The organism is Streptomyces sp. NPDC006384 (assembly GCF_042870695.1).
Taxonomy (GTDB): Bacteria; Actinomycetota; Actinomycetes; order Streptomycetales; family Streptomycetaceae; genus Streptomyces.
On record NZ_JBIAHR010000011.1, the window covers coordinates 1 to 25,724 of the forward strand.

At 70.8% G+C, this 25,724-nt stretch carries 32 protein-coding genes and 2 pseudogenes; 16 read left to right on the top strand and 18 right to left on the bottom strand.

The genetic code is table 11. The features are described 5' to 3' along the window. On the top strand, positions 1-808 hold an 808-nt coding region (locus ACFYOJ_RS16760), incomplete at its 5' end, for a transposase (RefSeq protein ID WP_388597146.1). Here ACFYOJ_RS16760 and ACFYOJ_RS16765 read toward each other — a convergent pair. Further along, positions 766-1,176, bottom strand: a complete 411-nt coding sequence (locus ACFYOJ_RS16765; RefSeq protein ID WP_356557763.1) for a VOC family protein — start codon at positions 1,174-1,176, stop codon at positions 766-768. The two genes, ACFYOJ_RS16760 and ACFYOJ_RS16765, sit on opposite strands and share 43 nt — an antisense overlap. Positions 1,177-1,531: 355 nt before the next feature. Between ACFYOJ_RS16765 and ACFYOJ_RS16770 the strand changes: the two genes are divergently transcribed. The 4 genes from ACFYOJ_RS16770 to ACFYOJ_RS16785 all read left to right on the top strand — a co-directional run bounded on the left by ACFYOJ_RS16770 (position 1,532) and on the right by ACFYOJ_RS16785 (position 3,643). Beyond that, positions 1,532-2,284 (top strand): transposase family protein, encoded by a 753-nt coding sequence (locus ACFYOJ_RS16770; RefSeq protein ID WP_356557768.1) that lies wholly within the window; start codon positions 1,532-1,534, stop codon positions 2,282-2,284. Between the two features lie 201 nt (positions 2,285-2,485). Then, entirely contained in the window at positions 2,486-2,746 is a 261-nt protein-coding gene (locus ACFYOJ_RS16775; RefSeq protein ID WP_356557762.1) for a hypothetical protein, read from the top strand. A gap of 372 nt (positions 2,747-3,118) precedes the next feature. After that, on the top strand, positions 3,119-3,259 hold the full coding sequence (locus tag ACFYOJ_RS16780) for a hypothetical protein (protein WP_356557760.1): 141 nt from the start codon (positions 3,119-3,121) through the stop codon (positions 3,257-3,259). Between the two features lie 3 nt (positions 3,260-3,262). Then, on the top strand, positions 3,263-3,643 hold the full coding sequence (locus tag ACFYOJ_RS16785; protein WP_356557759.1) for a toxin Doc: 381 nt from the start codon (positions 3,263-3,265) through the stop codon (positions 3,641-3,643). Positions 3,644-3,783: 140 nt separating this feature from the next. On the opposite strand, the gene ACFYOJ_RS16790 is transcribed toward ACFYOJ_RS16785, so the two are convergent. Then, positions 3,784-4,185 carry a heme-binding protein gene (locus ACFYOJ_RS16790; protein WP_356557757.1) on the bottom strand — a complete coding sequence of 134 codons (402 nt, stop codon included), beginning with the start codon at positions 4,183-4,185 and terminating at the stop codon, positions 3,784-3,786. A 151-nt stretch (positions 4,186-4,336) separates the two neighbouring features. Between ACFYOJ_RS16790 and ACFYOJ_RS16795 the strand changes: the two genes are divergently transcribed. After that, entirely contained in the window at positions 4,337-5,200 is an 864-nt protein-coding gene (locus ACFYOJ_RS16795; RefSeq protein ID WP_356557756.1) for a helix-turn-helix domain-containing protein, read from the top strand. Positions 5,201-5,296: 96 nt separating this feature from the next. On the opposite strand, the gene ACFYOJ_RS16800 is transcribed toward ACFYOJ_RS16795, so the two are convergent. Both ACFYOJ_RS16800 and ACFYOJ_RS16805 read right to left on the bottom strand, forming a co-directional pair. Then, positions 5,297-5,455: a hypothetical protein gene (locus tag ACFYOJ_RS16800; RefSeq protein WP_356557754.1), complete on the bottom strand. Its 159-nt coding sequence runs from the start codon at positions 5,453-5,455 to the stop codon at positions 5,297-5,299. Between the two features lie 639 nt (positions 5,456-6,094). Then, positions 6,095-6,442: a hypothetical protein gene (locus tag ACFYOJ_RS16805; protein WP_356557753.1), complete on the bottom strand. Its 348-nt coding sequence runs from the start codon at positions 6,440-6,442 to the stop codon at positions 6,095-6,097. Between the two features lie 133 nt (positions 6,443-6,575). On the opposite strand from ACFYOJ_RS16805, the gene ACFYOJ_RS16810 reads away from it, so the two are divergent. Beyond that, positions 6,576-6,806 carry a hypothetical protein gene (locus ACFYOJ_RS16810; protein ID WP_356557752.1) on the top strand — a complete coding sequence of 77 codons (231 nt, stop codon included), beginning with the start codon at positions 6,576-6,578 and terminating at the stop codon, positions 6,804-6,806. A gap of 232 nt (positions 6,807-7,038) precedes the next feature. Here ACFYOJ_RS16810 and ACFYOJ_RS16815 read toward each other — a convergent pair whose 3' ends face one another. After that, positions 7,039-7,515, bottom strand: a complete 477-nt coding sequence (locus ACFYOJ_RS16815; protein ID WP_356557751.1) for a hypothetical protein — start codon at positions 7,513-7,515, stop codon at positions 7,039-7,041. 231 nt (positions 7,516-7,746) lie between these two features. Further along, positions 7,747-8,664 (bottom strand): LysR family transcriptional regulator, encoded by a 918-nt coding sequence (locus ACFYOJ_RS16820; protein WP_356557750.1) that lies wholly within the window; start codon positions 8,662-8,664, stop codon positions 7,747-7,749. Positions 8,665-8,764: 100 nt separating this feature from the next. Here ACFYOJ_RS16820 and ACFYOJ_RS16825 point away from each other — a divergent pair, with 100 nt between their 5' ends. Together ACFYOJ_RS16825 and ACFYOJ_RS16830 are read left to right on the top strand one after the other, a co-directional pair. Continuing rightward, positions 8,765-9,787, top strand: a complete 1,023-nt coding sequence (locus ACFYOJ_RS16825) for an NADP-dependent oxidoreductase (protein WP_356557748.1) — start codon at positions 8,765-8,767, stop codon at positions 9,785-9,787. Between the two features lie 698 nt (positions 9,788-10,485). Continuing rightward, positions 10,486-10,653 carry a hypothetical protein gene (locus ACFYOJ_RS16830; protein ID WP_356557747.1) on the top strand — a complete coding sequence of 56 codons (168 nt, stop codon included), beginning with the start codon at positions 10,486-10,488 and terminating at the stop codon, positions 10,651-10,653. Positions 10,654-10,765: 112 nt separating this feature from the next. Here the strand turns inward: ACFYOJ_RS16830 and ACFYOJ_RS16835 are convergent, their stop codons facing one another. From ACFYOJ_RS16835 to ACFYOJ_RS16845, 3 genes are all read right to left on the bottom strand, one after another. Beyond that, positions 10,766-10,951 carry a hypothetical protein gene (locus tag ACFYOJ_RS16835; RefSeq protein WP_356557746.1) on the bottom strand — a complete coding sequence of 62 codons (186 nt, stop codon included), beginning with the start codon at positions 10,949-10,951 and terminating at the stop codon, positions 10,766-10,768. Positions 10,952-11,032: 81 nt separating this feature from the next. After that, complete coding sequence (locus ACFYOJ_RS16840) at positions 11,033-11,275, bottom strand: hypothetical protein (protein WP_356557744.1); 243 nt, start codon at positions 11,273-11,275, stop codon at positions 11,033-11,035. Positions 11,276-11,325: 50 nt separating this feature from the next. After that, a complete protein-coding gene (locus tag ACFYOJ_RS16845; protein WP_356557743.1) occupies positions 11,326-11,481 on the bottom strand; it encodes a hypothetical protein in 156 nt (51 codons plus the stop codon). 254 nt (positions 11,482-11,735) lie between these two features. On the opposite strand from ACFYOJ_RS16845, the pseudogene ACFYOJ_RS16850 reads away from it, so the two are divergent. Further along, positions 11,736-11,897: pseudogene (locus tag ACFYOJ_RS16850) on the top strand (IS110 family transposase); the annotation flags it as partial. A gap of 483 nt (positions 11,898-12,380) precedes the next feature. On the opposite strand, the gene ACFYOJ_RS16855 reads toward ACFYOJ_RS16850, so the two are convergent. Continuing rightward, positions 12,381-13,049, bottom strand: a complete 669-nt coding sequence (locus tag ACFYOJ_RS16855; protein ID WP_356557742.1) for a TetR/AcrR family transcriptional regulator — start codon at positions 13,047-13,049, stop codon at positions 12,381-12,383. Between the two features lie 122 nt (positions 13,050-13,171). On the opposite strand from ACFYOJ_RS16855, the gene ACFYOJ_RS16860 reads away from it, so the two are divergent. Together ACFYOJ_RS16860 and ACFYOJ_RS16865 are read left to right on the top strand one after the other, a co-directional pair. Further along, positions 13,172-13,843, top strand: a complete 672-nt coding sequence (locus ACFYOJ_RS16860) for a DUF998 domain-containing protein (RefSeq protein WP_356557741.1) — start codon at positions 13,172-13,174, stop codon at positions 13,841-13,843. A gap of 53 nt (positions 13,844-13,896) precedes the next feature. Beyond that, a complete protein-coding gene (locus tag ACFYOJ_RS16865; protein ID WP_356557740.1) occupies positions 13,897-14,109 on the top strand; it encodes a DUF4287 domain-containing protein in 213 nt (70 codons plus the stop codon). Positions 14,110-14,357: 248 nt separating this feature from the next. On the opposite strand, the pseudogene ACFYOJ_RS16870 reads toward ACFYOJ_RS16865, so the two are convergent. Continuing rightward, positions 14,358-15,127 (bottom strand): annotated as a pseudogene (locus ACFYOJ_RS16870) (histidine kinase); the annotation flags it as partial. Positions 15,128-15,546: 419 nt separating this feature from the next. Beyond that, positions 15,547-16,434 (bottom strand): helix-turn-helix transcriptional regulator, encoded by an 888-nt coding sequence (locus ACFYOJ_RS16875; protein WP_356557738.1) that lies wholly within the window; start codon positions 16,432-16,434, stop codon positions 15,547-15,549. A gap of 213 nt (positions 16,435-16,647) precedes the next feature. On the opposite strand from ACFYOJ_RS16875, the gene ACFYOJ_RS16880 reads away from it, so the two are divergent. The 4 genes from ACFYOJ_RS16880 (at position 16,648) to ACFYOJ_RS16895 (ending at position 19,529) form a co-directional block, all read left to right on the top strand. After that, positions 16,648-17,664 (top strand): zinc-dependent alcohol dehydrogenase family protein, encoded by a 1,017-nt coding sequence (locus ACFYOJ_RS16880; protein ID WP_356557736.1) that lies wholly within the window; start codon positions 16,648-16,650, stop codon positions 17,662-17,664. Positions 17,665-17,700: 36 nt separating this feature from the next. Further along, positions 17,701-18,111 carry a cupin domain-containing protein gene (locus ACFYOJ_RS16885; RefSeq protein ID WP_356557735.1) on the top strand — a complete coding sequence of 137 codons (411 nt, stop codon included), beginning with the start codon at positions 17,701-17,703 and terminating at the stop codon, positions 18,109-18,111. A 197-nt stretch (positions 18,112-18,308) separates the two neighbouring features. Then, positions 18,309-18,656, top strand: a complete 348-nt coding sequence (locus tag ACFYOJ_RS16890) for a cyclophilin-like fold protein (RefSeq protein ID WP_388597153.1) — start codon at positions 18,309-18,311, stop codon at positions 18,654-18,656. 105 nt (positions 18,657-18,761) lie between these two features. Continuing rightward, entirely contained in the window at positions 18,762-19,529 is a 768-nt protein-coding gene (locus ACFYOJ_RS16895; RefSeq protein WP_356557731.1) for a glucose 1-dehydrogenase, read from the top strand. Positions 19,530-19,812: 283 nt separating this feature from the next. On the opposite strand, the gene ACFYOJ_RS16900 is transcribed toward ACFYOJ_RS16895, so the two are convergent. From ACFYOJ_RS16900 to ACFYOJ_RS16925, 6 genes are all read right to left on the bottom strand, one after another. Continuing rightward, positions 19,813-20,619, bottom strand: coding sequence for an SAM-dependent methyltransferase (locus ACFYOJ_RS16900; protein ID WP_356557729.1), 807 nt, complete (start codon positions 20,617-20,619; stop codon positions 19,813-19,815). 680 nt (positions 20,620-21,299) lie between these two features. Further along, positions 21,300-21,935 (bottom strand): response regulator transcription factor, encoded by a 636-nt coding sequence (locus tag ACFYOJ_RS16905; protein WP_356557766.1) that lies wholly within the window; start codon positions 21,933-21,935, stop codon positions 21,300-21,302. Further along, on the bottom strand, positions 21,935-23,134 hold the full coding sequence (locus ACFYOJ_RS16910; RefSeq protein ID WP_356557727.1) for a sensor histidine kinase: 1,200 nt from the start codon (positions 23,132-23,134) through the stop codon (positions 21,935-21,937). Before ACFYOJ_RS16910 ends, ACFYOJ_RS16905 begins: the two co-directional genes overlap by 1 nt. Before the next feature lie 89 nt (positions 23,135-23,223). Next, the gene (locus ACFYOJ_RS16915) at positions 23,224-23,886 is read right to left on the bottom strand and encodes a DedA family protein (RefSeq protein WP_356557725.1); all 663 of its coding nucleotides are present in this window, start codon (positions 23,884-23,886) and stop codon (positions 23,224-23,226) included. Between the two features lie 383 nt (positions 23,887-24,269). Next, complete coding sequence (locus tag ACFYOJ_RS16920; RefSeq protein WP_356557724.1) at positions 24,270-24,392, bottom strand: hypothetical protein; 123 nt, start codon at positions 24,390-24,392, stop codon at positions 24,270-24,272. Positions 24,393-24,549: 157 nt separating this feature from the next. After that, complete coding sequence (locus ACFYOJ_RS16925; RefSeq protein ID WP_356557765.1) at positions 24,550-25,548, bottom strand: Ku protein; 999 nt, start codon at positions 25,546-25,548, stop codon at positions 24,550-24,552. Positions 25,549-25,724 lie beyond the last annotated feature (176 nt).

The window sequence follows — 25,724 nt, forward strand, 5'->3', positions numbered from 1 at the left end:
CAACCGAGATCCTCTGTCCCGTTGCCGCTGCCTGCGGCCAGAGCCGGGGACGTTCGTCCGTACGCATCTGGGGAGAAAAGTCCGTACGCCGACAGTGGTGGACCGTTTCCCGGACCGGGTCTTCGCGTTCGACGAGTTCGGCCCGCTCGGGATCCGGCCCACCGCCGGCTCCGGCTGGGCTCGCCGGAAACACCCTGACCGGCTGCCCGCCACCTACCACCGCACCCACGGGGTGCGCTACTTCCACGGCTGCTACTCGATCGGCGACGACACCCTGTGGGGGGTCAACCGCCGCAGGAAGGGCGCCGCGAACACGCTGGCCGCGCTGAAGTCGATCCGGGCCGCCCGCCCGGACGGCGCACCGATCTACGTGATCATGGACAACCTGTCCGCCCACAAGGGCGCCGACATCCGCCGCTGGGCGAAGAAGAACAAGGTCGAGTTGTGCTTCACCCCGACCTACGCCTCGTGGGCCGACCCCATCGAGGCGCACTTCGGACCGCTGAGGCAGTTCACCATCGCCAACTCCCACCACCTCAACCACACCGTCCAGACCCGGTCCCTTCACGCCTACCTGCGCTGGCGCAACGCCAACGCCCGCCACCGCGACGTCCTGGCCGCCGAACGCAAAGAACGCGCCCGCATCCGAAGCGAGAAAGGCATCCGTTGGGGCAGCCGCCCCTTGCCACCGCGGCCTAAACGACCAAGCGAACCTATGCGGTCACAGCACGAGCAAGGGACAGCGCGCCCGGCAAGCACCCGCCGCTACGCGTTCGACCAGCCCCGCTCGCAGAGCACGAGCCGGTAGCCGTCCGGGTCCTCGATCGTGACGCCCCACCGGTTCCAGTACGGGTTCGGCGACGGCACCCTCTTGCCGCCGTGCTCCTCCAGTCGGGTGACCAGGTCATCGGGCACCGGGCCGTCGACGTAGATCACCAGCAGGTCCTCCTCGGTGGGCCGGGGCTCGACGGGCCGGGCGGGCTCGTGGACCAGCTCCAGATGCCAGTCGGCGTCCGGCCAGCCCACCATCAGCAGGTCGTGCCCACCGGGTTCCGCCCCGCCCTCGGCCCGCCACACCACACCGAGCCCCAGCCCCCGCACCCAGAACCGCTCGGCCACCGCCAGGTCCCGGGAGGGCCGGGCGACGCGGATGTGACTACGACCGTTGACGGGCATCGTGACCTCTTCCTGAGCTGCCGATTCCTGCTCAGTAGCCTAGGTATCAGGCTCTCGCGCGGCCATCGGCCGATCGCCCTGGATCACAGGTCCTAGTTCTGTGACCGGAACCCTGCCGGGCGTCACGAGCCGGTGAACCTTTCCGGTCGCAGCACTAGCAGACACCCAGGCCGCCCGATCCCCGAGGCCGCCACGCGACCGCGCACGCCCGCCTCACTCACCCTTCAACCGTGCGGGGAACAGTGATCCTCTTCCAACCTCACGAGTGGTTGGGTCGGCGCCCCGGTGGCGGACATGAAGAAAGCTCCTGGTGGACGAGTTCACGACCAAGATCACCAGTCCGCCAGGAGCTCTCGTGCTTGTCTACCCGTCTGCCATCGATCTGTCCAGCCGCACCCTGCAGCGTCTCGCCGGTCTGCTCGCGGGGCACCGGCGTCGGCTCGGCTCCCGCCGGCGCCGCCTCACCTGCGGCCGACAGGCCCTCCTCGTCCTCGCACACCTGCGCTGCGGTGACACCTACGCCCGCCTGGCGGCGGGTTTCCGCATCGGGACCGCGACGGTCTACCGCTACATACGCGAGGCCGTCAACCTCCTGGCCCCGCTCGCTCCGACACCGGAGCAGGCCATGGACACGGTCCGCAGCAAGGCGTACGTCATTCTCGACCGCACACTCCTGCCCATCGACCGCATCGCCGCCGACCGCCCGTACCACTCGGGCAAGAAGAAGCACCACGGCATGAACGTGCAGGCCCTCGCCGACCCGGCCGGACGCCTGATCCGGGCATCGGACGCACTGCCGGAAGCCACACACGACCTGACCGCGGCCCGGACCCACGACATCCCGGCCACGCTGGCTGCCGAGAACATCAAGTGCTGGGCGGGCAAGGCGTATCAGGGCGCGAGCCCCACCATCCGCGTCCCGTTCCGGGGCAGGAACCTGCGCGGCTGGCGCCGGCGTCACAACCGGGACCATGCCAAGATCCGCAGCCTCGGCGAACGCGCCATGGCGGTCCTCAAGGGCCGGCGGCTCCTGCGTAAGCTCCGCTGCAGCACCACCCGGATCACCGCCATAGTCCGAGCCGTCGTCGCCCTCGAACTCGCCAACTGATCAAGATGGAAACGGCTCTTTGTCTGCGCCGGACCTGGATCTCATTTGGTCCTCTCCGCTCTGACCAGCGGGTTTTCCTTCTCCCCAGAAGCTCACCCCGGAACGCTTCGCCCCCTGCGACGCCCTCAGCAGCATCGGTCACACGCCGGCTTCCACCGGGGTGTGGCCACGCCTCGCCGATCGACACCTGGTGAGGTACTCATGTTCCGTCCGTTCCGTTCCGTCCTCTCCGCATGCGCGGGGTGCCTCCGTCGACTCACCGGCTGCGGCTCGCCGCTGCCGTCCGCTCTGCGCCGCCTGCTGGACCACGCTCCGGCTCTCGCCGAGCTGTGGACTCACCCCGTTGCCAAGCTGGTGACGGACCTCCTGCTGGACAAGGGTTTCCGGCTCCACGTGCTCGTCGTCGCCTCCCTGGTACGCGCGCCTGGGGCACAGAAGCTGACATCCGCGGTTGGCGCATGAGGCCCCTCGGGCGGATCCTTCTGTCACAGGATCGCTTCTCCCAGGGGCCTTGCGCCCACCTGGGCTTCGAGGACGCCGAGTTCGGTACGACACACTTCACGCCCACGGACAGGGCCAGCGGCTTCTGGGAACAGCGCGCCGTGGTGGCGGTTCCACGCATCCGTGAGCCTTCCCGAGGAAGCCGCTTCCCGGACTGATGACCATCACGGGTTCCGGGAAGCCTTGACCGACTGTGCTCCTGGGGCGTGGGCACCACGGCGTCGGCGAGCGCCGTGCGCATCCTGCTGGACGCCCACGGCGGCCGCCGGTACTGGGCCGGGGGCCGGGGCTCAGACGACGCCGGGCTGCCACTGGCAGGCCTGCCTCGCCCGGGTGGCCGAGGAGAAGCAGTGTGAGCGCGCGCTCGCGGCCGGTGCCGAGGCCTTCCGCCGGGTGACCGGTGACCCGGCCACCGTCGCCGTGTTCGACGCCGCGTTCGGCGGTCCGGTCCGGCGTGCTCCGCGGGCGGCCTGACCTGTGCCTGGTGAGTACTACGTCGACCACCGGTGGTTCCTGGAGCGACAGGAGGAACTGCTGCCGGACGGCCTGACCGTCAACGACTTCTCCGTGCTCGTCGGCATGGCCGCCCGCCACAAGGTCGACCCGCCACGCCACGACCAGCACCAGCCCGACCCCTTCTGGCGCGCGGCCGTCTTCCTGGAGGAGTGTGTGGTGCTGCGCCCGCTCCCGGTCCGCAACGAGCTGTTCGGCTACGGCCTGGCCGTCGCTTACCTGGAGATGCACGGCCAGCGGGTGGACACCGAGTTCGGGGTCTGGCGCGAGTTGATCACCGAGATCCGCGCCCTGGAACTCGACTCGTACGGCATCGCCGAGCGGCTTCGGTCCCTGCGGCTGTGACTGAGCGCTTCGGTTGGCGGATGAGCGCTGTAGTCGGCGAGGTGAGCGTCCCGGTTGGCGGACGTTGGCTTCTCCTCACCGCTCGGGCGGCCAGAACCCAACCGGTGCAGTCGCCGGTCGGTCCCTGGGATGTGGGCGGGTCAGTACGCCTGGACGGCGGCTTCGGCCACGTGCACGTCCTGGTCGGCGGTGCCGCCGGAGACGCCGACAGCTCCGACCGTGCGGCCGTCAGCGTCCATGATCGGCAGGCCGCCGCCGAAGGAGATCAGGCCGCCGTTGCTGTGCTCGATCCCGTAGACGGGGCCGCCCGGCTGGGAGATCTCGCCCAGGGCCGCGCTGGGCATCCGGAACAGCACCGAGGTCTTGGCCTTCTTCACGGCCAGGTCGACCGAGCCGAGCCAGGCGTCGTCCATCCTCGTGAAGTGCAGCAGGTGGCCGCCGGCGTCGACGATGGCGATGTTCATTGCGGTGCCTATCTCCTTGGCCGCGCTCTGGCCAGCGGCGGCGATTCGAGTGGCGGTGTCCAGGGTGAAAGCAGACACGATGGTGCCTTTCGTCGGGGTCTGTCGTTGCGTGCGCACCGAGCCTCGCGCCACCTCTGCTGGTCAGCCAGAGCTGTGGTGTGGCTGGCCACGGCGTTCCTGGGGATGGCGGCCCCAGGAACGCGGCAGTGGCCGATGGGACACTGGGAGCGTGAGTGAGCTCGGAGACTTCCTCAAGGCCAAGCGAGCGCAGATTGCCCCCGAGCAGGTCGGGTTGCCCGCCGTAGGTAATCCGCGCCGCGTCCCGGGTCTGCGCCGTGAGGAAGTTGCCCAGCTCGCCGCCGTGAGCGTCGACCACTACACCCGCCTCGAACAGGGGCGTGTAACGGCAGCATCCGACAGCCTTCTCACCGCCCTCGCCCGAGCACTGCTGCTGAGCGACGACGAACTCGCCTATCTGCGGTTGCTCGCCCAGCCGCGTCCACCGCGCCGCAGCCCGGCGCCGGCCAAAGTCGCCTCGCCTGTGCAGGACCTGCTGGATGCCCTGGCCCGCACTCCTGCCCTCGTCCTCGGCCGACGCTCCGACATCCTCGCCTGGAACACCGCCGCCACCGCGCTGTTCCTCGACTTCGCCACGCTTCGCCCCGAGCACCGCAATCTGGTCCGGCTGGTCTTCTTGGATCCCCGCATCCGCGGGCTGTACGCGGGCTGGGAATCCGTCGCCGCCGAAGCTGTGGCCCGGCTGAGGATGGACGCCGCACACACCCCTGATGACCCACGGCTGACCAAGCTGGTCGGCGAGCTTTCCGTCCACGACGACGACTTTCGCCGCTGGTGGGGCGGACACGGCGTCCGCATCCCCAGCGCAGGACGCAAACGTCTGCACCATCCAGTCGTCGGCGACCTCGAACTGGACTGGCAGGCTATGCAGCTCGGTGCCGCCCCCGACCAGACCCTGGTCACCTACACCGCTCCGGCAGGCTCGCCCACCCACGACGCCCTGGCGTTCCTCACGTCCTGGTCAACACCCTTGGACGCCACCAGCCACGCGGCACAGTCCGGGCCCGCAACCTAACGGAAGGAGCGTGACCGGGAGGACAGGACCCGGAGCGCGGCGCCCCGACGAGGCCGGACCACCTGTGCCTCCAGTTCTCATGAACACGGCCCCGGCTCATACGCGGGTGCCTGTCCCGGGCATGGCCGGCGGAGGTACGACAGGCCCCCGTGCGAGCGCGTTCTGCACAGCGGGGGCTGGAGCGGGGGCCGGGGTCCAGGTCTGGGCGATGTTCTGGTGGGCGACGGCGTCGAGGGCGGCGCGGGTGGTGTCCATGCCGGTTCCGGGGGCGGCGGCCAGCAGGCTCTGCGCTGCCGCCTGCTGCGTGGCGCAGACGCGTTGGAACGGGGTGCGCAGGCGCTCGGCCTGGTGGCCGTGGAGCGGGTAGAAGCGGTACGGCCGGGCGGGCAGTGTTCGGGGATGTCGGTGAGCAGGCGGTGTTCGATGGCCGTCACGGCTCGGGGTGCGGCCACCGCGATCCGCCAGTCGGCGACGGTGAGGCGGTACGTGGTCTGGACGAGTTCGGTGACGCCTCCCGCGTCGGCCACGATGTCGGCCGCCGGTCGTGCCGGGGGCGGGCCGCTCGCGGAGTCGGGGTCCCAGTCGCCGCCGAACAGCAGCCGCCCGGCGCGCAGGACCGGGGCCCGGGCGATCTCCACCACCGGGTGCGGGGCCGTTCCCTGCGGCATGCGCGCGATCTCGCCCTTGCGCATCATCTCGTGGCTCGGCCGGGGAAGCCGGGAGCGGATGCTTTCACGATGCGGGTTCCGGGCGAAGGCCGGTATCCGCACCCCAGCGCGGGCGGGAACCGGGAACAGTCCGCTCCCGAGATCTGGCAGTCCCGCAGGACTCCCACACCGCGGCTCGCAAGACGCCCCCGAGCACTTGAGTGACATCAAAAGTCGCTGACATCGATCACGCGGCTGGCCGCCGAACGACTCCCGAAGTCACGCCGAAACGACTCCCGAAGAAGCCGGCACAGCCACAGGGCAGACGGTCGGAAGCGGGCCAGTCGATGCGCACCCCGCGGCGGATCAGCGCGGTGATGCTGTCGACCTGGCACGTGCGCGGCTGCTCCCGGGTGAAGCGGCGCAGCGCCCGGTACACGCCGTCGCGCAGCTGGCCGTCGGTCAGCGTGGGCGCCTGCTCCTGCAGATCGTCGAGAAGCTGCCCGGCGCGGGCCGCACGGGACAGCGCGGCGTCGGCGAGCGGCCCCTCGGCGAAGCCGTTGCGCACGGACAGGCCGGGCTCGATGAAGGTCATGGTGACGGTCCTCTCCGCCCGGCCGCGCGGGTCTCCCGGTTGGAGACACGGTCGCGGGACCGAGCGGGCGGGAACGTAGAACACCGACCCCGTTAGCGTCGCGTCGCGGGAACCAGCCGGGGGCAGGTGCGGCGTGGGCCAGGCCGGATCCCACGCCCTGGAGGCCGGCGGGCGCGTCCTCGTGGCCACCCTGCGCAGCTGGGCGCAGGCCGGACCGAATGCGGTGGAAGGCGTCGCCCACGCGGTCATCGCCTTCGTCCGGCAGGTCCTCACCGAGGAAGAGTGCGGCGAGACCGTCGCCGGTGTTCTGCGGCAGATGGAAGCTGTCGGCTTCGGCCAGGCCCTCGAGGCCCACTCCTCGTAGCGCGCGCTCAGGACTGCGGTGGTACGCATCGTGTCTCGGGTGCGCACCACTGCCGGGCCGATCCACCGCATCGTGCGTGCCACCGCGCCGCGCCGGGTGCGCGCGGCGGCCGACCCACGCTGCCCCGCCCGGGCCCTTCTCTGCCTCGCCAGACGTCGAGCAGACGTCCTCTTCGCCATGCTCCGCGACGGAACCTCCTACCGATCTCAGTTGTCGGGCTCAGCCGCCCGACCTACGGCTCCATGAGGAGGGCGAACCGATCAGTCTCGGCATCGAAGCCGAGGATCGGATGGCCATAGGCACCCTCCGCGTCCATCAGCACCGGTTTACCCAACCGCCGCCCGATCTCCCTGAGGAAGCCGCACAGCACATCGAGTCGTTCCTGCCCCTGCAACTCCCGCAGGTCGACATCGAAGTCGATGATCTCGTCGTCGAGGAAACGAAAGATCGCCTGCACATCGGCAGTCGGCCAGACCCACAAGTTCGGACACTCGGCATCCGCCGGGCGGGACAGCACGACCTCCGCCCGGGGAACCGGAAGCACCGTCGCTCCCTCCGAGTACTGGCACTTCCAGCCCTTCTCCGCCACAAGATCGAGGACCGCCTGCCAGTCCTCCACCGAGGTGTTCGGGACGCGCACGTCCGGCAAAGGTCCCATCAGGTCCGGGTCGAAGAAGCACTTCACGTCATCCCACAGCAGGTCGGTCACCCCGCCATGCTGCCCGGCCCGCCGGCCCATCGCACCCCTCTCCCCTCGGAGAGGCCCTGCGAACCGTGGACCGCCGTACCTTCCTCACCGTCTCCTCCACCGCACTGACCACGCTCACCGCCGTCCGGGCAGCCGCCTCCACGCACCGCGCTGTTCCCGCCTCGTCGAAGGCCTCACCCCACGCTTCCAGTTGATTTACCAGGCGGATCCGCGCTCACGCACTCGACCTGATCACGCCTCGTTGTTGAGGGGGCCCACACACTGCGGGACCGTCGCCCGCAATTCTCTTACCAGGGCGCGCACGGCGGCGGCTCCGGCCAGTTCGGAGGTGGTGACATAGCCGATCTGGCGTGTCGGGCGATCGAGGCCGAGATCAGTGATCGCAACCGAGTCCGCTGCTCCGACCAAGGAGAGCGCCGGCATGATCGCCATTCCATGACCGCCGCTCACCAAGGAGAGCACCGCTCCGTCATCCTCGGCCTCGATGGTCGCCTTCGGGATCCAGTCCTGTGCCGCCCACCAGTCACGGGTGTACGAGCCACAGTTCTCGGCCCAGTCGACCAGCGGCAGCGAGCGCGGGGCGGTGTGTCCCCTCGGGTGTACCAGGGCGTACGGCTCTTCGACGAGCCCGCTCGCGACCAGACCTGGTGGGGGCGGCACGGAGCCTCCGAGTGTGGCGATGGCTATGTCGGCTTTCCCGTCGGCCACTTCGCCCGCGGTGCCGCGTCCCACCTCGCGTACGATCCGCACCCGAGGCTCGATCCCGGGATGCCGGGCACGTAGCCGCTGGAGGACGGGCGGCAGCAGGTGGAGAGCCGCACTGCGGAAGGCGGCGATCCGCAGCGGCCCCTCCGCCGTGTCGGACCGGGCCGCGCCGCGCGCCTCGGTGTTCAGGATGTCCAGCAGGCGCAGGATGCGACGGGCGTACGCCACGGCCTTGTCTCCGGCGGGTGTGGGGCGGGCGCCGGTGCGGCCGCGGTCGAACAGCACGGATCCGATCTTGCGCTCGCTGCCGCGCACCGAGTGGGAGACCGCGGACTGAGTCAGGCCGAGTGTCTCGGCCGCGGCCGAGAACCCGCCGGTGTCCGCGACCGCGACCAGGACGCGCAGTTCGTGCGGGGCGAGATCGGAGTCGGTACTGCGGGCCACGGGGCGCTCACCTCGAGATATGAGAACTGCTCATGGAACGGTCTGTCGCATGAGCTCAACCGGCTGCCCAGGTGGCGCATTCCCGCCTTACGGTCCGGCCATGAACAAGACCGCGCTCACCGTGCATCAGATCGCCCGTCCCCACGGATTTCCCACCGCCGAGCACTTCGCCTTCATCGAGTCCCCGCTGCCCGAGCCCGCAGCCGGCAGCGCGCTCGTGGAGAACCTCTACTGGTCCGTCGACCCGTATCACCGCGAGATGATGGACGACATGCCTGGTGGCTTCGCGCTCGACGCACCGCTGGAGGGCCGCACCATCGGGCGGGTCATCGCCTCGCGCACGCCCCGTCTGGCTGAGGGCGAGATCGTGTTCCACCGGCAGGGCTGGCGCACGCATGCGGTGGTCAGGCCCGAGGAGATCCGGCAGCTGCCCCTCTTCGAAGAGGTGCCCCTGACCGCGTACTTGAGCACCCTCGGCGGCACCGGCCTGACCGCCTATGTGGGGCTCACCCGGATCGCCCGGCTCCAGGAGGGCGAGGATCTGTTCGTGTCAGCAGCGGCGGGCGGGGTCGGCACGGCGACCGGGCGGTTCGCCAGACTGCTCGGCGCCGGACGGCTCGTGGGCAGCGCGGGCTCGGCGGCAAAGGCCGGCCACCTTACGCGGGAGGTGGGCTATGACGCCGTCTTCAACTACCACGACGGGCCCGCCGCCGACCTGCTCGGCAAGGCCGCGCCGGACGGCATCGACGTGTTCGTCGACAACGTCGGCGGCGAGCAGCTGGCCGCGGCGGTGGGAGCGCTGCGCGAGTTCGGGCGCGTCGTCCGCGTCGGCACGATCAGCCAGTACAACGCCCCTGGCGCGCCGCAACCGCGCATCAACTACGCGGACATGGTGGAGAAGAGCATCCGCATGGAGGGTTTCCTGGTCAGCAACTACCGCGATTTGCAGGAGGATTTGTACGAGTTCGCGGTGCCACATCTGCAGAGCGGCCGGCTCGCTCTGGACGAGACGGTGGTCGACGGTTTCGAGCGCATCGTGGACGCGTTCCTGGGAATGCTGCGCGGCGAGAACACCGGCAAGATCATCGTACGAGACCGTACGGAATCCCCGTCCGTCAGCTGACACCCGACTCGGTATCGCGGAACGGCCGTCTCCCGCACCCTCGACAGCCGACGCTGTGGCAGGGCCTTCACGCCCGTCCCCTCCAGGCCCAGGCCGAGCACGGCGGACGTCTCGATCGGTGCCCAGGCCCGCCCCGTCCGCATCCCGGGGGGACGTCAGTCCGAGGACGGGCGTCACCGCAGGACCAGCACCAACCGCACCAGCCGTCACGGTCCAGAGCAAGCCTGTTCGAGCCTTTCTGCGCATGGGTACTGCCCTGCCTCACCGACCGCCCGTCAGGGGTTCGGACCGGACCAGGTCGACGGGAACCTCACCTGGACGACGGCGGTGGTGGCCGCGGTGTACACCGTGACGTTCGGATGGCGTCTGCTGACTGCTCGGCTCGGTATGAACCGGTGCTATCTCCTGACGGAGGGGGTGGCCGTGACCGACCGCTTCGGGCGGGTGATCGACTCCGTGACTTTGAGCCAGTGACCGGTGTCCAGCAGACAACGGTCGTGGAGCTCTGCACAGGAGCGCAACGCATGGGGATCCACCCGAACCAGTCCGCCAGACCCCTCTTGTCCCCGGCACCGGGCGTGAAATCGCGGCTGGTGCAAGCGCTGCTCACCGAAGGCCGCCGCGCAGAAGCCCTGCAACGAGGGACGTCAGGGCTTGCGGCCGAAGCCGGGCCTCCCCGACGAGTCGCCGCTGTCGGGGTGGACGGTGCTGCACTCGCCCGCGACTGCGTCGCGGAGAGGATCGCGCTGTCGGCCATGGACGTCGTTCTGGACAGGGTCCGCGACAGCCAGCGTCAGCGAGGCAGCGAACACGCCTTCTCCGTACGGGACCGCGCGGCGGGCTGCGGGCGCGGCCTGTCCACGTGACCTCGCCGCGCTGCCGGGTACCGCCATGGTACGGCGGAGGGTGCGGGGGCAGCTTGGACCACGGGCAACGTTCTGCCGGGCCTTGGCCTGGCAGAACTCTGGGCCTGAGCCGCTACAGGGCGGTGGGAGGCTGCTTCGGTTCGAAGGCGCCTCGTGGTGCATCCGGCGGGGTGGTGGACGTCCGGCGCAGTACGTACGCGAGGTCGCGGTGGATCCGGTCGGCTTCGCCGCGGACCTGGACGGGGATGTCGCCGCGTTCGGCGACCAGACGGTCGTAGACGGGGGTTTGCGAGAACACGACGGGGCGGTTTCCCTCCTGTGGGCGGTGCACCGGGCCGCCGCAGCATACGGGCCCCGTCCCCTGCCGGGGGCGGGGCGTTCAGATGCCGGGCAAGGAGACGGCCTGCGCAGCGCGGGTACGGACAGCGGGATGGTCGGAGAACAGGTCGCCGCCGGACTGCACCGGGGAATCGGGGACACCGGCGAGGACCGGGACCAGTTCAGGGTTGTCGACCGGCGGCATCGGGACCTGGCCCACGTCCGTGGAGCTGCTGCCCTCGCCGAAAGCCCGCGCGTTGTCGGCGAGACGGTCGGCGAGGGCGGCGGCGATCGGCCGGTACACGGCGCCCGCCGCTTCGGCACAGGCACCGATCAGCGTGGTCAGGGCGGCGATCAGCCGCGCGTGGCGGCGTCGGCGGGCGGGCAGATCCAGGCGGTCTGAAGTCCGACGGACGGGAGCTGTCCGACGGTTCCCTCGTCCACGACGTCTTCGCACCCCTGAGCACGACGTGGGAGACCGCCCACCCGCAGCAGCTCCGTCGACGACATCCTGCGGATCATCACGGACGACGCCGACGCCTCACAGCCCCCCCGCCGACGGGCTGCGGGCCGTCCCGCCCATTGATGACTGACCGCTCCCGGCCGGGGCTCGCCAACAGATAGCCGGCCAAAGCCCCGGCCGCCAGAGCCTGGGACAAGCGGGCGCCAGGACGGCCGGCCAGCATCACCGCCACGCGCTCCAGCACCCTCTGCAGCTCGGCGCTGCGTCTGCCGTGCCGGACGGTCAGTCCGTCGACCTGCTCGGCGAACGTCGCCTCACCCTGCTGCGACCGAAGGCTCCGAGGATGGCCGAGCGGCTGGTCGAGGAGATCTTCTCAGCCCTGGACGAGCAGACCGTCACCGTTCCGGGGACCGAGGCGGCCGCGCTGATCGTCCCGAGCCTCGCCAGACGCCGGGCCGACGTCCTGTTCGCCATGGTCCGCGACGGCACCTTCTACGAACCCCAGCCCGCCAGGTCGGGCTGAGTCGCCGAGCGTCCGCCTTGCTTCGGTCCACCGCCGCTCGAACTCCTCCGCGGAGATCTCGGCCGCCTGCGGCTGGTCCTGCCAGCCGTCCATGGGGCCTTCGGCGAGAACGCCATACTGCCGTTCATAGCGGCCCATCGACGCAAGATCGGCATGGTCGCGCAAGTGCACGACCTCCGCCAAGGAAGCCGCCGTCACCGCCCGCGAGTCCTGCCCCCGGACCTCAACCTGACGCACCGCCCAGCCCTCGTCATCGGCCTCGAAGTACAGCCACAGATCTTCGTCCTCGTAGTAGGTCCGGAACCAGGTCGTCATGCCGGCATCCTGGCCCACCACCTTGACCAAACACATAGGGGCACCCCCCTCCGCCCCGGTCGCGGCAGAAGATGTACGCCGTCGCGCACAACGGTGCGTCGGGCCAGGTCATCCAGCTCCCTCAAGGGCGCTTCGGGTGCGGCGCGTCCGCGGTGGTCGACGGTAGGCGGCGAGGAAGGTACGGACGCCGACGGTGGCGTAGTGGTCGAGCTCGGCCTCGGTGTGCTGGGGGCTGCCGTGGAACATGGCCTTGTTCACGGGGGTCCACAGCAGCAGGCCGGAGAAGTGGTTGGCGGCCAGGAGCGGTTCCTCGCATCGGAGCAGTCCGTGGTCGGTAAGACGCTGGAAGGTGGCCGCCAGGGTGGCCAGGACCCGTTCGAAGCCCTGCTCGTACCAGCTGGCGCCCAGTTCGGGGAAGGCGTCCGCGTTCGCGATGACCAGGCGCCGCAGCCGGAGGACCTGGGGCTGTGTGAGCGCGGCCAGGAACTGGCGGGCGAGATGGGTCAGGTTCTCTTCCAGGGTGCCGGCGTCGGCCGGGATGTGGGCCACCAGGTCGATCATGCCGTCGATCCGGTCGGTGGTGGCCAGGACGATCTCGGCGAACAGTTTCTCCTTGTCGGAGAAGTGCTTGTAGACGGTCTGTTTCGACACCGCGGCCAGCTTCGCGATGTCGTCCATGCTGGTGCCGGAGTAACCCTTGCTCATGAACGCGCTGGTCGCGGCCTCCATGATCGCCTGACGCTTGAGTGCCGACCGGCCGAGCTCGCTTGCTTCCATGCCACCTCCTGAATCAAGTACTGGACAGTCCAGTTCCTGCTTGGGTACTGTACCGTCCAGTTCCACGCGGTACCACACCGTCTAGTTCCGAAATCGGCTCTCTCCGTCGAGGAAGACATCACATGACCCAGACGATCAGTCCCCCCACCACCGTGTCCGACCCGGCCCGGCCGGCGAAGCGGACCCTGCTGGCCGTCGCCACCGCGGCGGGCCCGCTGTTCCTGGGCGCGGGCCTGTTACAGGGCCTCACCCGGGACGGCTTCGACTTCACCCGTAATGCCCTCAGTCAGCTGAGCCTCGGTGACCTCGGCTGGATCCAGATCACCTCCTTCATACTCACGGGCGTTCTGGTCATCACCGGCGCGGTCGGGATGCGCCAGGTGCTGCGCGGTGCACCCGGCGGCACCTGGGCACCGCGATTGGTCGGCGTGTTCGGCGTCTCGTTCCTGTTCGCCGGCGCCTTCACCGCCGACCCGGCTGCCGGGTTCCCCGCCGGCACCCCCGAGGACCACGTCGCCTCCCTGAGCGCGCACGGCGCCGTCCACATGTTCAGCGGCATGGTGGGCTACTTGGCGCTGTGCGCCGCATTCTTCGTACTGGCCCGCCACTTCGCCGCCCAGAACCGACGCGGGTGGGCCGTGGCCTCCCGCATCGTGCCGGTAGGAATCCTCGCGGGGTTCGCCGCCTCGGCCAGCGCTGTCCTGGCGTTCACCGCCGGAGCCGGACTCGGGCTTCTCTGGCTCACCGTGGTCATCACCCGGCTGATGACCACGGCGCCTCCGGCACAGCGGTAGCCGCTCCATCCGCAATCCAGGATCACCGAACACGAACGGACGGATTCAGCATCATGGCCAGAACAATGAAGGACCCCGCCAGCTACTTCCCCGCGATCGAGGAGAAGTACGGCCGCCCGGTCGCCGAGTGGAAGGACCTGATCCGCTCCTCACCACTGGCCAAGCACATGGAGCTGGTCTCCTGGCTCAAGACCGAGTACGGCCTGGGGCACGGTCACGCCTACGCGCTCGTCGCGCACACCCTCGCCGAGGACAGCGGAAGGTGAACCGCGCCCGCCCCCGAAGGGGAACCGTGGTCTCTCGCGTGATCGATCGCGGGAGGCCACGGTGCTTGTCCTCGCCGTGGCGGGCGCCCTCCTCTGCCCGCCGACGGGCACGTCGCTGCGCTGCACCGAGGCCATGCGGGCCGGAACCACCCTGGCGGTCCTCGGCGTCATCTGCGCGGCCCCCTGTCGGCCACCGCCCGACACCGGCCGGCGGCGGGCTGAGGGCCGGATGCGGCCCCGTTTCCCTCGGGCGGCGCCCCCAGCACTCCGTGTCCCGCATCACACGCTGTTCCTGTCAGGAATCGGTCCGCTGTCCCGCTCGACTCGCGAGCACAGCGGACCGACAGGAGCATCGCGTGAAACACCGCATCGTCCATGTGATGCGCCACCACATCATGCAACTCGCGCGCGATGCGGGCCCGTTCCTCCAGCAGCGTCCGCCGCTCACGCTCCGCCTCGCTGATCGTCTCCTGCTCCACCAGCCTGCGCTGCACCTCGTACCGCTCACGCAGCGCACCGCCGAGCAGGAGAGCGACGCCGCTGAGGACGGTCAGCAGGACGCCGTCGCTGCCCGTGCCCCGGGTGCGAGGAACAGCAGGCCGACGTTGGCCGCCGCCGTCGCCAGCCACACCAGCAGCAGTGTGCGGCGCGGCTCACGCAGCCCCAGGGCAAGGCACAGACCGACGTATCCGACGAGCTCCATCGGGGGGAACGGCCGCAGGAGCCGCTTCTCGAAGTCGGCAGTGAGCAGGACGAGCGCCCCGGCCACGTCCGCCACGAAGATCACGTACCAGGCCCGCAGCGGGTGGACGACAGCGAGCAGCAGCGGCGCGGCCTGCGCGACGGCCAGCGCACTCGCGACACCGGCATGCAGGCCGTAATCAGCGGTGAGCACCTGAATGGTCGTGGGCAGCAAGGCCACACACAGCACGAACGCGAGAGCCCACGGCAGCAGCCGCACCCACCGACGCGCCGCCCCCGCGAGCAGCGCCCGCGGCCGTTCCTTCGCCGAGGTCATGAGCGCCCGCCTTCTCCTGTGCGACAAAACCGCCTCCGGGGACGCGTGCCTGTCAGGCGGACCCGGCGCAACCGTAGTCACGGTTGCGCCGGCGGCGAAGTCCGCCGGGCTGTGTCATGGTGCCCTTCGGAACAGGAGCCCTGCGCGTCCGGCTCCACCCGTCCCCCTCCTCTCGTCCGCGATGACGGGAGGAGAGGAGGAAGACGGTGGCGGGCCGCGCATCACACCGGGGAGCCGAACCGGCGGTGCCACCCCGGTAGGGGGCGGGTGAGAACAGCGACGGTGCCCGCCGCAGGGTCCCGGGGCGCCGGACCTTCCCGGGCACGGTACGAGCCCCGCCCCGGCCGGCAGTCGCACGAAGACGACGGGACGGTCCGTATGTGCTGGGCTACGGAGGGGAGTATCCGTCAGTTGTGCCGTCAGCCGGATGCGTGGCGTGTGAGGGAGGCTGCTTCCCGGGTGGCTGCCCATGAGGCGAGCAGGCGCAGGCCCTCTTCGGATGGGGAGGCGGGTTCGGCGGTGTAGATGGTGAGGGTGAGGCCGGGTTCGGCGGCCATGTCCAGGCCCTCGTAGGCGAGGGTGAGTTCGCCGACGGCCTGGTGGTGGAAGCGTTTGGTGCCGGTGCCGTGGTGGCGGACGTTGTGGGATCCCCAGCGGGTGCGGAAGGCGTCGCTGCGGGTGGACAGCTCGCCGACGAGGTCGTGGAGGTCCTTGTCGTAGGGGTTGCGGCCGGCTTCGGTGCGCAGGATGGCGACGGCGATGTCGGCGGCCTGGTCCCAGTCGGGGTAGAAGCGGCGGGAGGCGGGGTCGAGGAACTGGAAGCGGGCGAGGTTCGCCTGGTTGTGCGGGTTGGCGTACACGTCGGCGTAGAAGGCGCGGGCGAGCTCGTTGGCGGCGAGCAGGTCCATGCGGCCGTTGCGCACGAAGGCGGGGCCGGCGGTGACGGCGTCCAGGGTCCACTGGAGGCTGCGGTGTGCTTTCCACTGCTTGGTGGAGCGTCGGCGGGGCCGGGTGAGGGCGTCTGTGCCGTCGGCGGCGTGGGCCAGGTGGAGGAGGTGGGCGCGTTCGGCGTCGTCGAGCTGGAGCGCGCGGGCGACGGCTTCGAGGACCGCCGGGGAGACCCCGGCGAGGTTCCCGCGCTCCAGCTTGGCGTAGTACTCCACGCTCACATCGGCGAGCGCGGCGACCTCGCTGCGGCGCAGGCCCGGTACCCGCCTGCGGCTCCCGGACGGCAGGCCGGCCTGCTCGGGAGTGATCTTGGCTCGCCGCGAGGTCAGGAACTCGCGGACCTCTGCTTGGTTGTCCACGCCTTCGACGGTACGTCCCGCTCGCGTCCACAGGGATGTACTGGCAGTACACCCCTTGATGGTGTCTCGCTCCCCGCGCGGAGAACGGGTTACCTGGATGACGTGGTGCTTTTCGTCCGGTCATCACGACGGGATCTTGCATCAGGCCCTGCACTCGGCGACGGCCCCGGTATCCGGGGCCGCACGCCCCGGCACGCGAAGGAAGCTCTACTCATGCGCGGCGCAGTCCTCCACGCCCCCGGCGACGTCCGCTTCGAGTCCCTGGACGACCCGAAGCTGCTTCACCCCACCGACGCGGTCATCCGTACGGCCGTGACCTGTGTGTGCGGCTCGGATCTGTGGCCCTACCGGGGTGCCGAGCCGATCGGCGACCCGCACCCGATGGGGCACGAGTACGTCGGTTTCGTGGAGGAGGTCGGCTCCGCGGTCACCTCGGTCAGGCCCGGCCAGTTCGTCGTCGGCTCGTTCGCGACCTCGGACAACACCTGCGCCAACTGCAAGAACGGTTTCCCGTCGAACTGCCTCGACCGTGAGTTCATGTCCACCTGCCAGGCCGAATACGTGCGGCTCCCCAACGCCCAGGGCACTCTGGTCGCCACCGACGGGGTCCCGGACGAGCGGTTCTGGCCGGGGCTGCTGGCCGTCTCGGACGTGATGGGTACCGGCTGGTGGGCCGCCGACGCCGCCGAGGTGAAGCCCGGCTCGACCGCCGTGGTCGTCGGTGACGGTGCGGTCGGCCTGTGCGCGGTGATCGCGGCCAAGGAGATGGGGGCGGAGCGGATCATCGCCATGTCCCGTCACGTGTCCCGGCAGAAGCTCGCCCTCGAGTTCGGCGCCACCGACATCGTCACCGAGCGCGGCGAGGAGGGCGTGGCCCGGATCAAGGACATGACCGGCGGCATCGGCGCCGACAGCGTGCTGGAGTGCGTCGGCACCGCCCAGGCCATGCAGCAGGCCCTGCACTCGGCGCGCCCCGGCGGCAACGTCGGCTTCGTCGGCGTCCCCCACGAGGTCGCCGTCGACGGCCAGGAGCTCTTCTTCTCCCACGTCGGTCTGCGCGGCGGCCCCGCCCCCGTCCGCCGCTACCTCCCGGACCTGATCGACCGCGTCCTGACCGGCGCCATCGACCCGGGCAAGGTCTTCGACCTCGCCCTCCCGCTGGACCAGGTCGCCGAGGGCTACCGGGCGATGGACGAGCGCCGCGCCGTCAAGGCCCTTCTCAAGCCCTGATCACGTACTGACCGCCCACCGTCCGAAGGAACGATCATGCAGATCACCCGAAGCTCGCTCGACACCGTCAAGGGCCCCGCCGACTGGTTCACCGGCGACGTCTACATCGACGCCGTCGCCGCCGCACCGGCCCCCTCCCGGGTCACCGCGTCCCTGGTGCACTTCATGCCCGGCGCGCGCACCCACTGGCACCGCCACCCGCTGGGCCAGACCGTCTTCGTCACCGAAGGCGTCGGCCTGTGCCAGCGCCGCGGCGGCCCGGTCGAGGTCATCCGTCCCGGCGACCGCGTCCTGTTCGAAGCGGACGAGGAGCACTGGCACGGCGCCGCCCCGAACCGGCTGATGGTCCACCTGGCCATCAACGAGGGCGACGACGACCACGACGTCGTCCACTGGCTGGAGCCCGTCACCGACGACGAGTACACCGCCGAACCGGCCGCCGGCTGACACCGCTCGTGAACTCCGCAGTCCGCCGCGGAACGGGCCGTGCCGCTTCGGTGGCCGTCCTGCTGCTGGCCGTGACCGCCTGTTCCAGCGGGACGCAGGGGAGCGCCCCGGCCGCCACGCCCTCTGCCGCCGCCTCGGCGGGGCAACAGGGGCCGGTGGCCTCCCGCTCTTCGTCCGCCTCCGGGAGGAGTACGTCCATGAACATCCGGGTCACTCTCGACGGCCGCCCCGTCGGCGCCGCCTTGAACGACAGCCCTGCCGCCCGCGACTTCGCCGCGCTGCTGCCGCTCACCCTGGACCTGAAGGACTTCCACGGCACCGAGCGGGTCGCCGACCTGCCGCGCGAGCTGGACACCTCCGGCGCCCCCGAACCGGCCGCGGCCACGGTCGGCGACATCGCCTACTACGCCCCCTGGGGCAACCTGGCCCTCTTCTACCAGGACGGGCCCGCTCCCTCCCCGGATCTGCTCGTCCTCGGCCACCTCGATGTCAGCGCCGACCAGCTCGGCCGGGCGACCAGCATCACCATCGAAGCCGCCTCCTGACCCGGCCCGCCTGCTCGACGACGCCACCGCACCGGTGCCCCGCGGCACTGACCCGCCCCCTCGGATCCTTGACCACGGCCCGCCCCTCGACGGGAGAAGAACGACATGAACCCCACCTACGATTTCACAGGCCAGGTCGCCTTCGTCACCGGAGCCTCTTCCGGCATGGGGCTGGCCACCGCTCGCGCCTTCGCCGAAGCCGGCGCCGCCGTCGGCCTCGCCGACATCGACGAGGCGGCCGTCAACGCCGCTGTGAAGGAACTCACCGACGCCGGCCATCGGGCCCTCGCCCTGGTCTGCGACGTCGCCGACGAGGACCAGATCGCCGCCGCCGTCGACCGCACCGTGAACACCTTCGGCCGCCTCGACATGGCCTACAACAACGCCGGCATCATGCCCCCGCCCACCGACGCCGCCGACGAGAGCGCCGAGCAGTTCGACCGCGTCCAGAACATCAACCTGCGCGGCATCTGGGCGGCCATGAAGCACGAACTGCGCCACATGCGCGACCAGGGCAGCGGCGCCATCGTCAACTGCTCCTCCCTCGGCGGCCTCGTCGGCAACCCCGGCCGCGCCGCCTACCACGCCACCAAGCACGGTGTGATCGGCCTGACCAAGAGCGCCGCCCTCGAATACGGCTCCCGCGGCGTGCGCATCAACGCCGTCTGCCCCGGCACCATCGCCACCCCCATGGTCGACGCCATGGCCGCCAAGGGCGAACTGGACCGCGATCAGGCCGCGGCGGGCCAGGCCATCAACCGCCTCGGCACCGCCGAAGAGATCGCCCAGGCCGTCCTGTGGCTGTGCAGTCCCGGCGCGAGCTACGTCACGGGCGTCGCCCTGCCCGTCGACGGCGGCTACACCGCCCAGTAACCTCTCGGCTCCGCCCTCACCGGCCGAGCCCTGACGACCGGCTGACCACCGCCGAGCCCGGGGAGTCGAAGCAACTCCGCGTCGAGCGGGCGATCTTCCAGCGGGTCACCCGGTACGACGAGGAACGACTCCGTTCCGCCCTCGACCACGTACCGCCCGCCGAGTACGAACACGGCCGGTGGCGACAACAGGAAGCCGCCCCGCAGTCCGCCTGAGACAAGATCACCGGACTCTACGGAACTCGGGGCAGCTCAGACTGACCCGCCCCGGGTCGGACGCCGGGCTAGGGCTTGCGCCCGATGGCCCCGTAGGAGTCGACGTGCTGGGCCGGGGCTCCGGGTTCCGGGCGCCATCGGGTGCACGGGACGACGCCGGGGGCGATGAGGTCGAGGCCTTCGAAGAAGGAGGCGATTCCCTCGGGGGTGCGGAGGCGGTACTGGACCGGGGTGCGATCGTTGTGCTCCTGCTGGGCGGAGCGGAGTTCCTCGTTGGTGTCGGTGCCGTCGCAGACCAGCAGGTGGCTGCCGGACGGGAGGGGGGCGAGCAGGCGGCGGACCAGGTCGCGGGCCTCGTCGTCGTCCATGACGTGGCCGAGGATGCCGCTGAGGATGAGTGCGACCGGCTGCTCGAAGTCGAGGGTCCGGCGGGCGGCCTTCATGATGGTCTCGGGTTCGTGCAGGTCCGCGTGGAGGTAGTCGGTGGCGCCCTCGGGGGCGCCGACCAGGAGGGCCCGGGCGTGGGCCAGGACCAGCGGATCGTTGTCGACGTAGACGATGCGGCACTCCGGCGCCACCCGCTGGGCGAGTTCGTGGGTGTTGTTCTCGGTGGGCAGACCGGTACCGACGTCCACGAACTGCCGTATCCCCGCCTCCGCCGCGAGGTAGGTGACACCACGGCCCAGGAACGCCCGGAAGGCGCGGGCGTTCTCGGCGATCTGGGGGAAGGCCGCCTGGAACTGTTCGGCGGCCTCCTGATCGGCCACGTAGTTGTCCTTGCCGCCCAGCCAGTAGTTCCACATCCGCGCCGAGTGCGGTACCGAGGTGTCGATCTCCGGCGTCGGCCGGACCGGCCCTGAGGAGGGCATCATCATGTCGCTTGACTCCTGTCCCACGAGACACGCGGATCGAATCCGCATGATACGCACGGGAGTTGACCTTCGTCACAGGCGGGACCAGGAATCCGTCCGGCCGCGAGCCAGGGGCCCTGCTGTCGTGTGCCGGCCCTCGCGCCGGCAGCGGAACAGGGACCCTGGTCGACCGGACCGGTCCCGTCGCCGCCGGTGGGAGGGTCTTTGGAGGAACTCGGGGGCATGACGTCTCCTCGCAGAAGAGGGGACCACGGGTGCGTGGCACTCCATCGCGCAATCCGAACCGTTGCCGGTTTCTTTCGCACCTTGCTTCCTTCCGTTGTTGCAGGTCCGGCTCTGGAGACCGGCCGGAACTCGACGGGGAGAACGCTAGGTGCGCGGGCGGCGGGCGGATACGAGGTAAACCGTCGTGGTGACCGTTGCTTTCCGCAGGTTCGCCTTACGGAAAACCGCAGGTCCCACCCTGCGGAAAACCTCAGGAAGAAACCTGCGGGAAACCGTACTGCCCCTGGGAACTATCGAATGGCAGACGTACGTCCCTTGGCAATTGATCAGTTGCCGCGGCGTGACGACAGTCGAGAGGGAGAAAACGGAGAGCGCGGTCCTCACCCGGCAGCATTTCCTGAAGTCGGCGTTCCTGAAGTCGGCGTTCGTGACGCCGGACCACAGCCGGACGACGTGCGTCAGGACTCCAGATACCGCAGCACGGCCAGGATCCGGCGGTTGTAGCCGGTGGTGTGCGCGAGTTCCAGCTTGTCGAAGATCATGTTGAGGTTCTTCTCCACCGTGCTCAGGGAGATGTGCAGCTTCTCCGAGATGGCCGCGTTGGTGTGCCCCTGCGCCAGCGTCTCCAGGACGCTGCGCTCGCGGGGCGTCAGCCGGGCCAGCGGGTCGCTGTGCGTCGTGCGGATCACCAGCTGCCGTACGACCTCCGGGTCGATGGCGGCGCCGCCCGCCCGGATCCGCTCCAGCGCGTCGAGGAACTCCTCCACCTGGGCGACCCGGTCCTTCAGCAGATAGCCGACCCGCTCCGCGTTCGACGTCAGCAGCTGCGCCGCGTAGTTGCGCTCCATGTGCTGGGACAGGACCAGGACCCCGACGCCGGGCCATCGCTCACGGATCTCCAGCGCCGCCCGCAGTCCCTCGTCCGTGTGGGTGGGCGGCATCCGGATGTCCACGACGACCATGTCCGGCTGCCGGGCCTCGACCTCCCGCAACAGGGCGACGGCGTCACCCACCGCGGCGAGGACCTCGTGGCCCTCCTCGGTGAGCAGCCGGACCAGTCCCTCCCGCAGCAGGGTCGAGTCCTCGGCCAGCATTACGCGCACGGCAGCTCCGCGGTGATCGTGGTGGGTCCCCCGTGGGGGCTGTGGACGTGCAGTCGGCCGTCCAGGGCACCGACCCGGCTGCGCAGGCCGGTCAGCCCGCTGCCCTCCGGCTTCGCGCCGCCGACGCCGTCGTCCTCGACCCGGACGACGAGGACCGGCCCGTACGTGCGAACGCTCACCCGGATCTCCGTGGCGGCCGAGTGCTTGGCCGCGTTGGTCACCGACTCCGAGACGACGAAGTACGCGGCGGTCTCGACGGACGCGGGCAGCGGCCCGGCGAGCGCGAAGTCGGTCCGGACGGGGATGCCGCACCGCTCCGACACCCCGGCCAGCGCCTCCTGGAGCCCCAGATTGTCCAGCGCCGTCGGATACACCCGCCAGGCCACTTCCCGCAGCTCGGTGAGGACCTCCTGCGACTCCTTGTGGGCCTGCTCCAGCAGACTGCGGGCCTGCTCGGGTGTGCGGCCGCCGCGCCGGGCCCGCCCGAGGAGCATGGCCAGCGCCACCAGACGCTGCTGCACCCCGTCGTGCAGGTCCCGCTCGATGCGCCGGCGCTCGGTGTCGACCGCCTGGAGCACCGCCGCCCGGCTGGCGGCCAGCTCGTCGATGCGCTGCTGCATCAGCTCGCGCTCGGAGGGACCGAAGCATTCGCGGGCCAGCCGCGCGTCGAGCGCCCCCAGCGAGAACAGGCCCTGCACGTCCAGGAAGAGCAGCACCCCGCCGAGCAGGACCTGGGTGGCCAGTTCCCCCCGGTCGAGGGTGCCCCGGACCAGGCTCGCGACGAGCAGGCCCGCGAGAACCGCGCCGAAGGCGAACAGGCCCAGCACGACGCCGGTGATCAGACCGGAGCAGGTACGGGCGGCGAGGTAGCGCAGGATGCGCCGGCCGGACACGGGCCCGTCGGGGAAGCGGTCCCCGAAGAAGACCGAGCGGCGCCGGCGTTCGAGCGCCGTCAGCCGTCGGGCCCCGGCGACCAGGACGGCGAACGCCCGCCGCCGGGTGCGCGGCCACAGCAGCAGCGGACCGAGCGGGGCTCCGGCGACGACGAAGTACAGCAGTCCCAGCAGCGCGGTCGGACAGCCGAGGAGGACTCCGGCGGCCCGCAGCGGCAGCGCCGGGGCCGGCGTCGCCGCGGGCTCACTTCCCGGCAGCGCGGTTCCTGGCACCGTCGGGAGGGGCTGGGTGGTCATGTCCGCCGAATCCCCCTGCACGCTCGCCGAGAGTAGTCGGACGGCACAGCTGCGGCAAGATCGTTCGGCCTCGGCGGGGACGGGACCGGTCACGAGGTGCGGCGGTGCTGGGCGGTGCCGCGGGAGCGCAGCCGGACCACGACGTAGAAGACGAGCGCGGCGGCGACCAGGACCAGGACGGCCTTGCTCAGCACACCGACGTAGCCCTCGACGGTGTCCCACTGGTCGCCCAGCCAGTAGCCGGACATGACCAGGACGGTGTTCCACACCAGGCTGCCCAGGGCGGTGAGCGTCAGGAAGGCCGGCAGCGGCATGCGCTCCAGGCCCGCCGGCACGGAGACGAGGCTGCGGAAGAGCGGCACCATACGGCCGAGGAAGACGGCCTTGGCGCCGTGCCTGGCGAACCACGCCTCCGTCCGTTCCAGGTCGGACGCCTTGACCAGCGGCAGCCTGGCCCAGATCGCGTGCATGCGCTCGCGGCCGAACAGCGCGCCGATCCGGTAGAGGGCGGCGGCGCCCGCCACGGAGCCGGCGGTGGTCCAGAACAGGGCGGCGAAGAGACTGATGACGCCCTGTCCCGCGGCGAAGCCGGTCAGCGGCAGGATGATCTCGCTGGGCAGCGGCGGGAAGAGGTTCTCCAGGGCGACGGCGAGGCCGGCGCCGGGCGCGCCCATGGCGTCCACCAGGTCGGCCGCCCATCCCGCGATGCCGTCCGCGGGCTCCTGTGGCAGCGCAAGGGTGATGTGGTCCATCTCGAGGTCTCCAGATACGAGGCGCACGCCGCGGGCCGGTGCCGCGATCCGGTGACCACGCTAGGAATCCCAGCTCGGTGCCGGTATGCGGGTAGCCGTCGAACTTGTGCGGTTTCCCCCACTCCGGACCCTGCGGTTTTCCGCAGGGTCCGGAGTGCGCCGGGCGCGGGATCGGCAGCACCGTGCCGGCGGAACGGCATTCGCTGGACGCCCCGTTTCCGGCCTGGTCGTCCTCGCCCCCTGGCGTGGGCGAGCCGGACCGCGACCGGCAGGGCATGCAGCCGGCCACCGCCCCCGGCCCTGCCGCACCGACCAACGGCCCATCCGCCGGCCGAAGCGCTCGGTCACAGCCGGGGACGAGGCGCTCGCGCACGGAGGCCGGCCTACAGCTCGATGTCGCTGTGCTCCCCATCGGTGAACTCCACGCCCGGGCCGTGGGCGCGGGAGCCGCCGGCACGGCGGTCCGGATGCCGGGGCGCCACGTCCGCCGCTCCAGCGCCGGCCACGGCCCGTAGTACGGCACCCGGCCCCGGCTGCGCTGTCCCGGCTTCCCGGTCGCGCCCTTCGCCGTCGCCCTGATCGCGGTCTCCGGCAGCGCCGTCGTCGGGCCGGGCCGCGCAGGGCGGCTCCCGTGGTACGGACGGAACGGGAACCGGGCAGGGCTCAGGCGGGGCGTCCGCGGGAGGCCGCCCTCTTCGCCGGGGCCTTCTTCGCCGGGGTCTTCTTCGCAGCAGCCTTCTTCGGCTGCGGCTGTGCCTTCGGAGGCTGTGCCTTCGGCGGCTTCCCGGCATCCTGCCCGGCCTTTACGGCCTTCGCGGCCTGCTTCCCCTCCGGCGGCTTCTTCGCCGCGGACGCCGGTTTTCCGCCGCCGGTCTCCCCGGAGGCGGCGCGGACCTCCTGGAGGCTCATCTCCAGGGCGGTCGTCAGGTCCAGGATGCGGCCGCCGCGCTCCGGCTCGGGCGCTTCGGGCAGGGCCTCGCCGGAGATCTTGGCGGCGACGACCTCCTCCACCGCCTCGCGGTACTCGTCGCGCAGGCCCTCCAGGCCGGCCCCGCCGAGGGCGTCCACCAGGGCGTCCGCGAGATGCAGCTCCCGGTCGGGGACGGCGACGTCCGCGCCGGGGGCGAGTCCTTCGGGAGCGCGGACCTCGTCCGGCCAGAGCAGGCCGTGCAGGACGATCGTGTCGCCGATCACGCGGAGCATGCCCAGACGTTCACGGCCCCGCATCGCGAACTTCGCGACGGCCACCCTGTCGCTGCGCCTCAGGGCCTCCCGCAGCAGCGCGTAGGGTCTGGCGGACGGTGCCCTGCCCGCCGCCAGGTAGTACGCGGCACCCATCTGGAGCGGGTCGATGCTGTCCTCGGGGACGAAGGTGACGATCCCGATGGTCCTGGCGGTGGGGATCGGCAGGTGGGACAGGTCCTCGTCGGTGATGGGGATGATCGTGCCGTCCGCTTCCTCGTACCCCCTGCTGATCTCCTGGGCGGAGACCTCGCGGTCCTCGAGTTCGCAGAACTTGCGGTGGCGGATCCGGCCGCCGTCCTCCGTGTGGATCTCGCGGAAGGGGACCGCGTGGCTCTCGGTGGCGTTCACGAGCTTGACCGGGACCCTGACCAGGCCGAACGAGATCACGCCGTTCCAGATGGATCTCACGTGCAGCACCTTTCCGGTCGCCCACCGGCCGACGCTGCCATTTTGTCCCATTTCACCTCTTTCCTCTTGCCGGGATGCCGGCCGCCGTCCGAATCGAACGGCCCGGGCGCCGGACGGCCCGTTCGGCACTCCTCCGTCTCCGCGGTCCGGCCGAGGGGGCGTCCACGGGGCTTCCCACGGCTCCG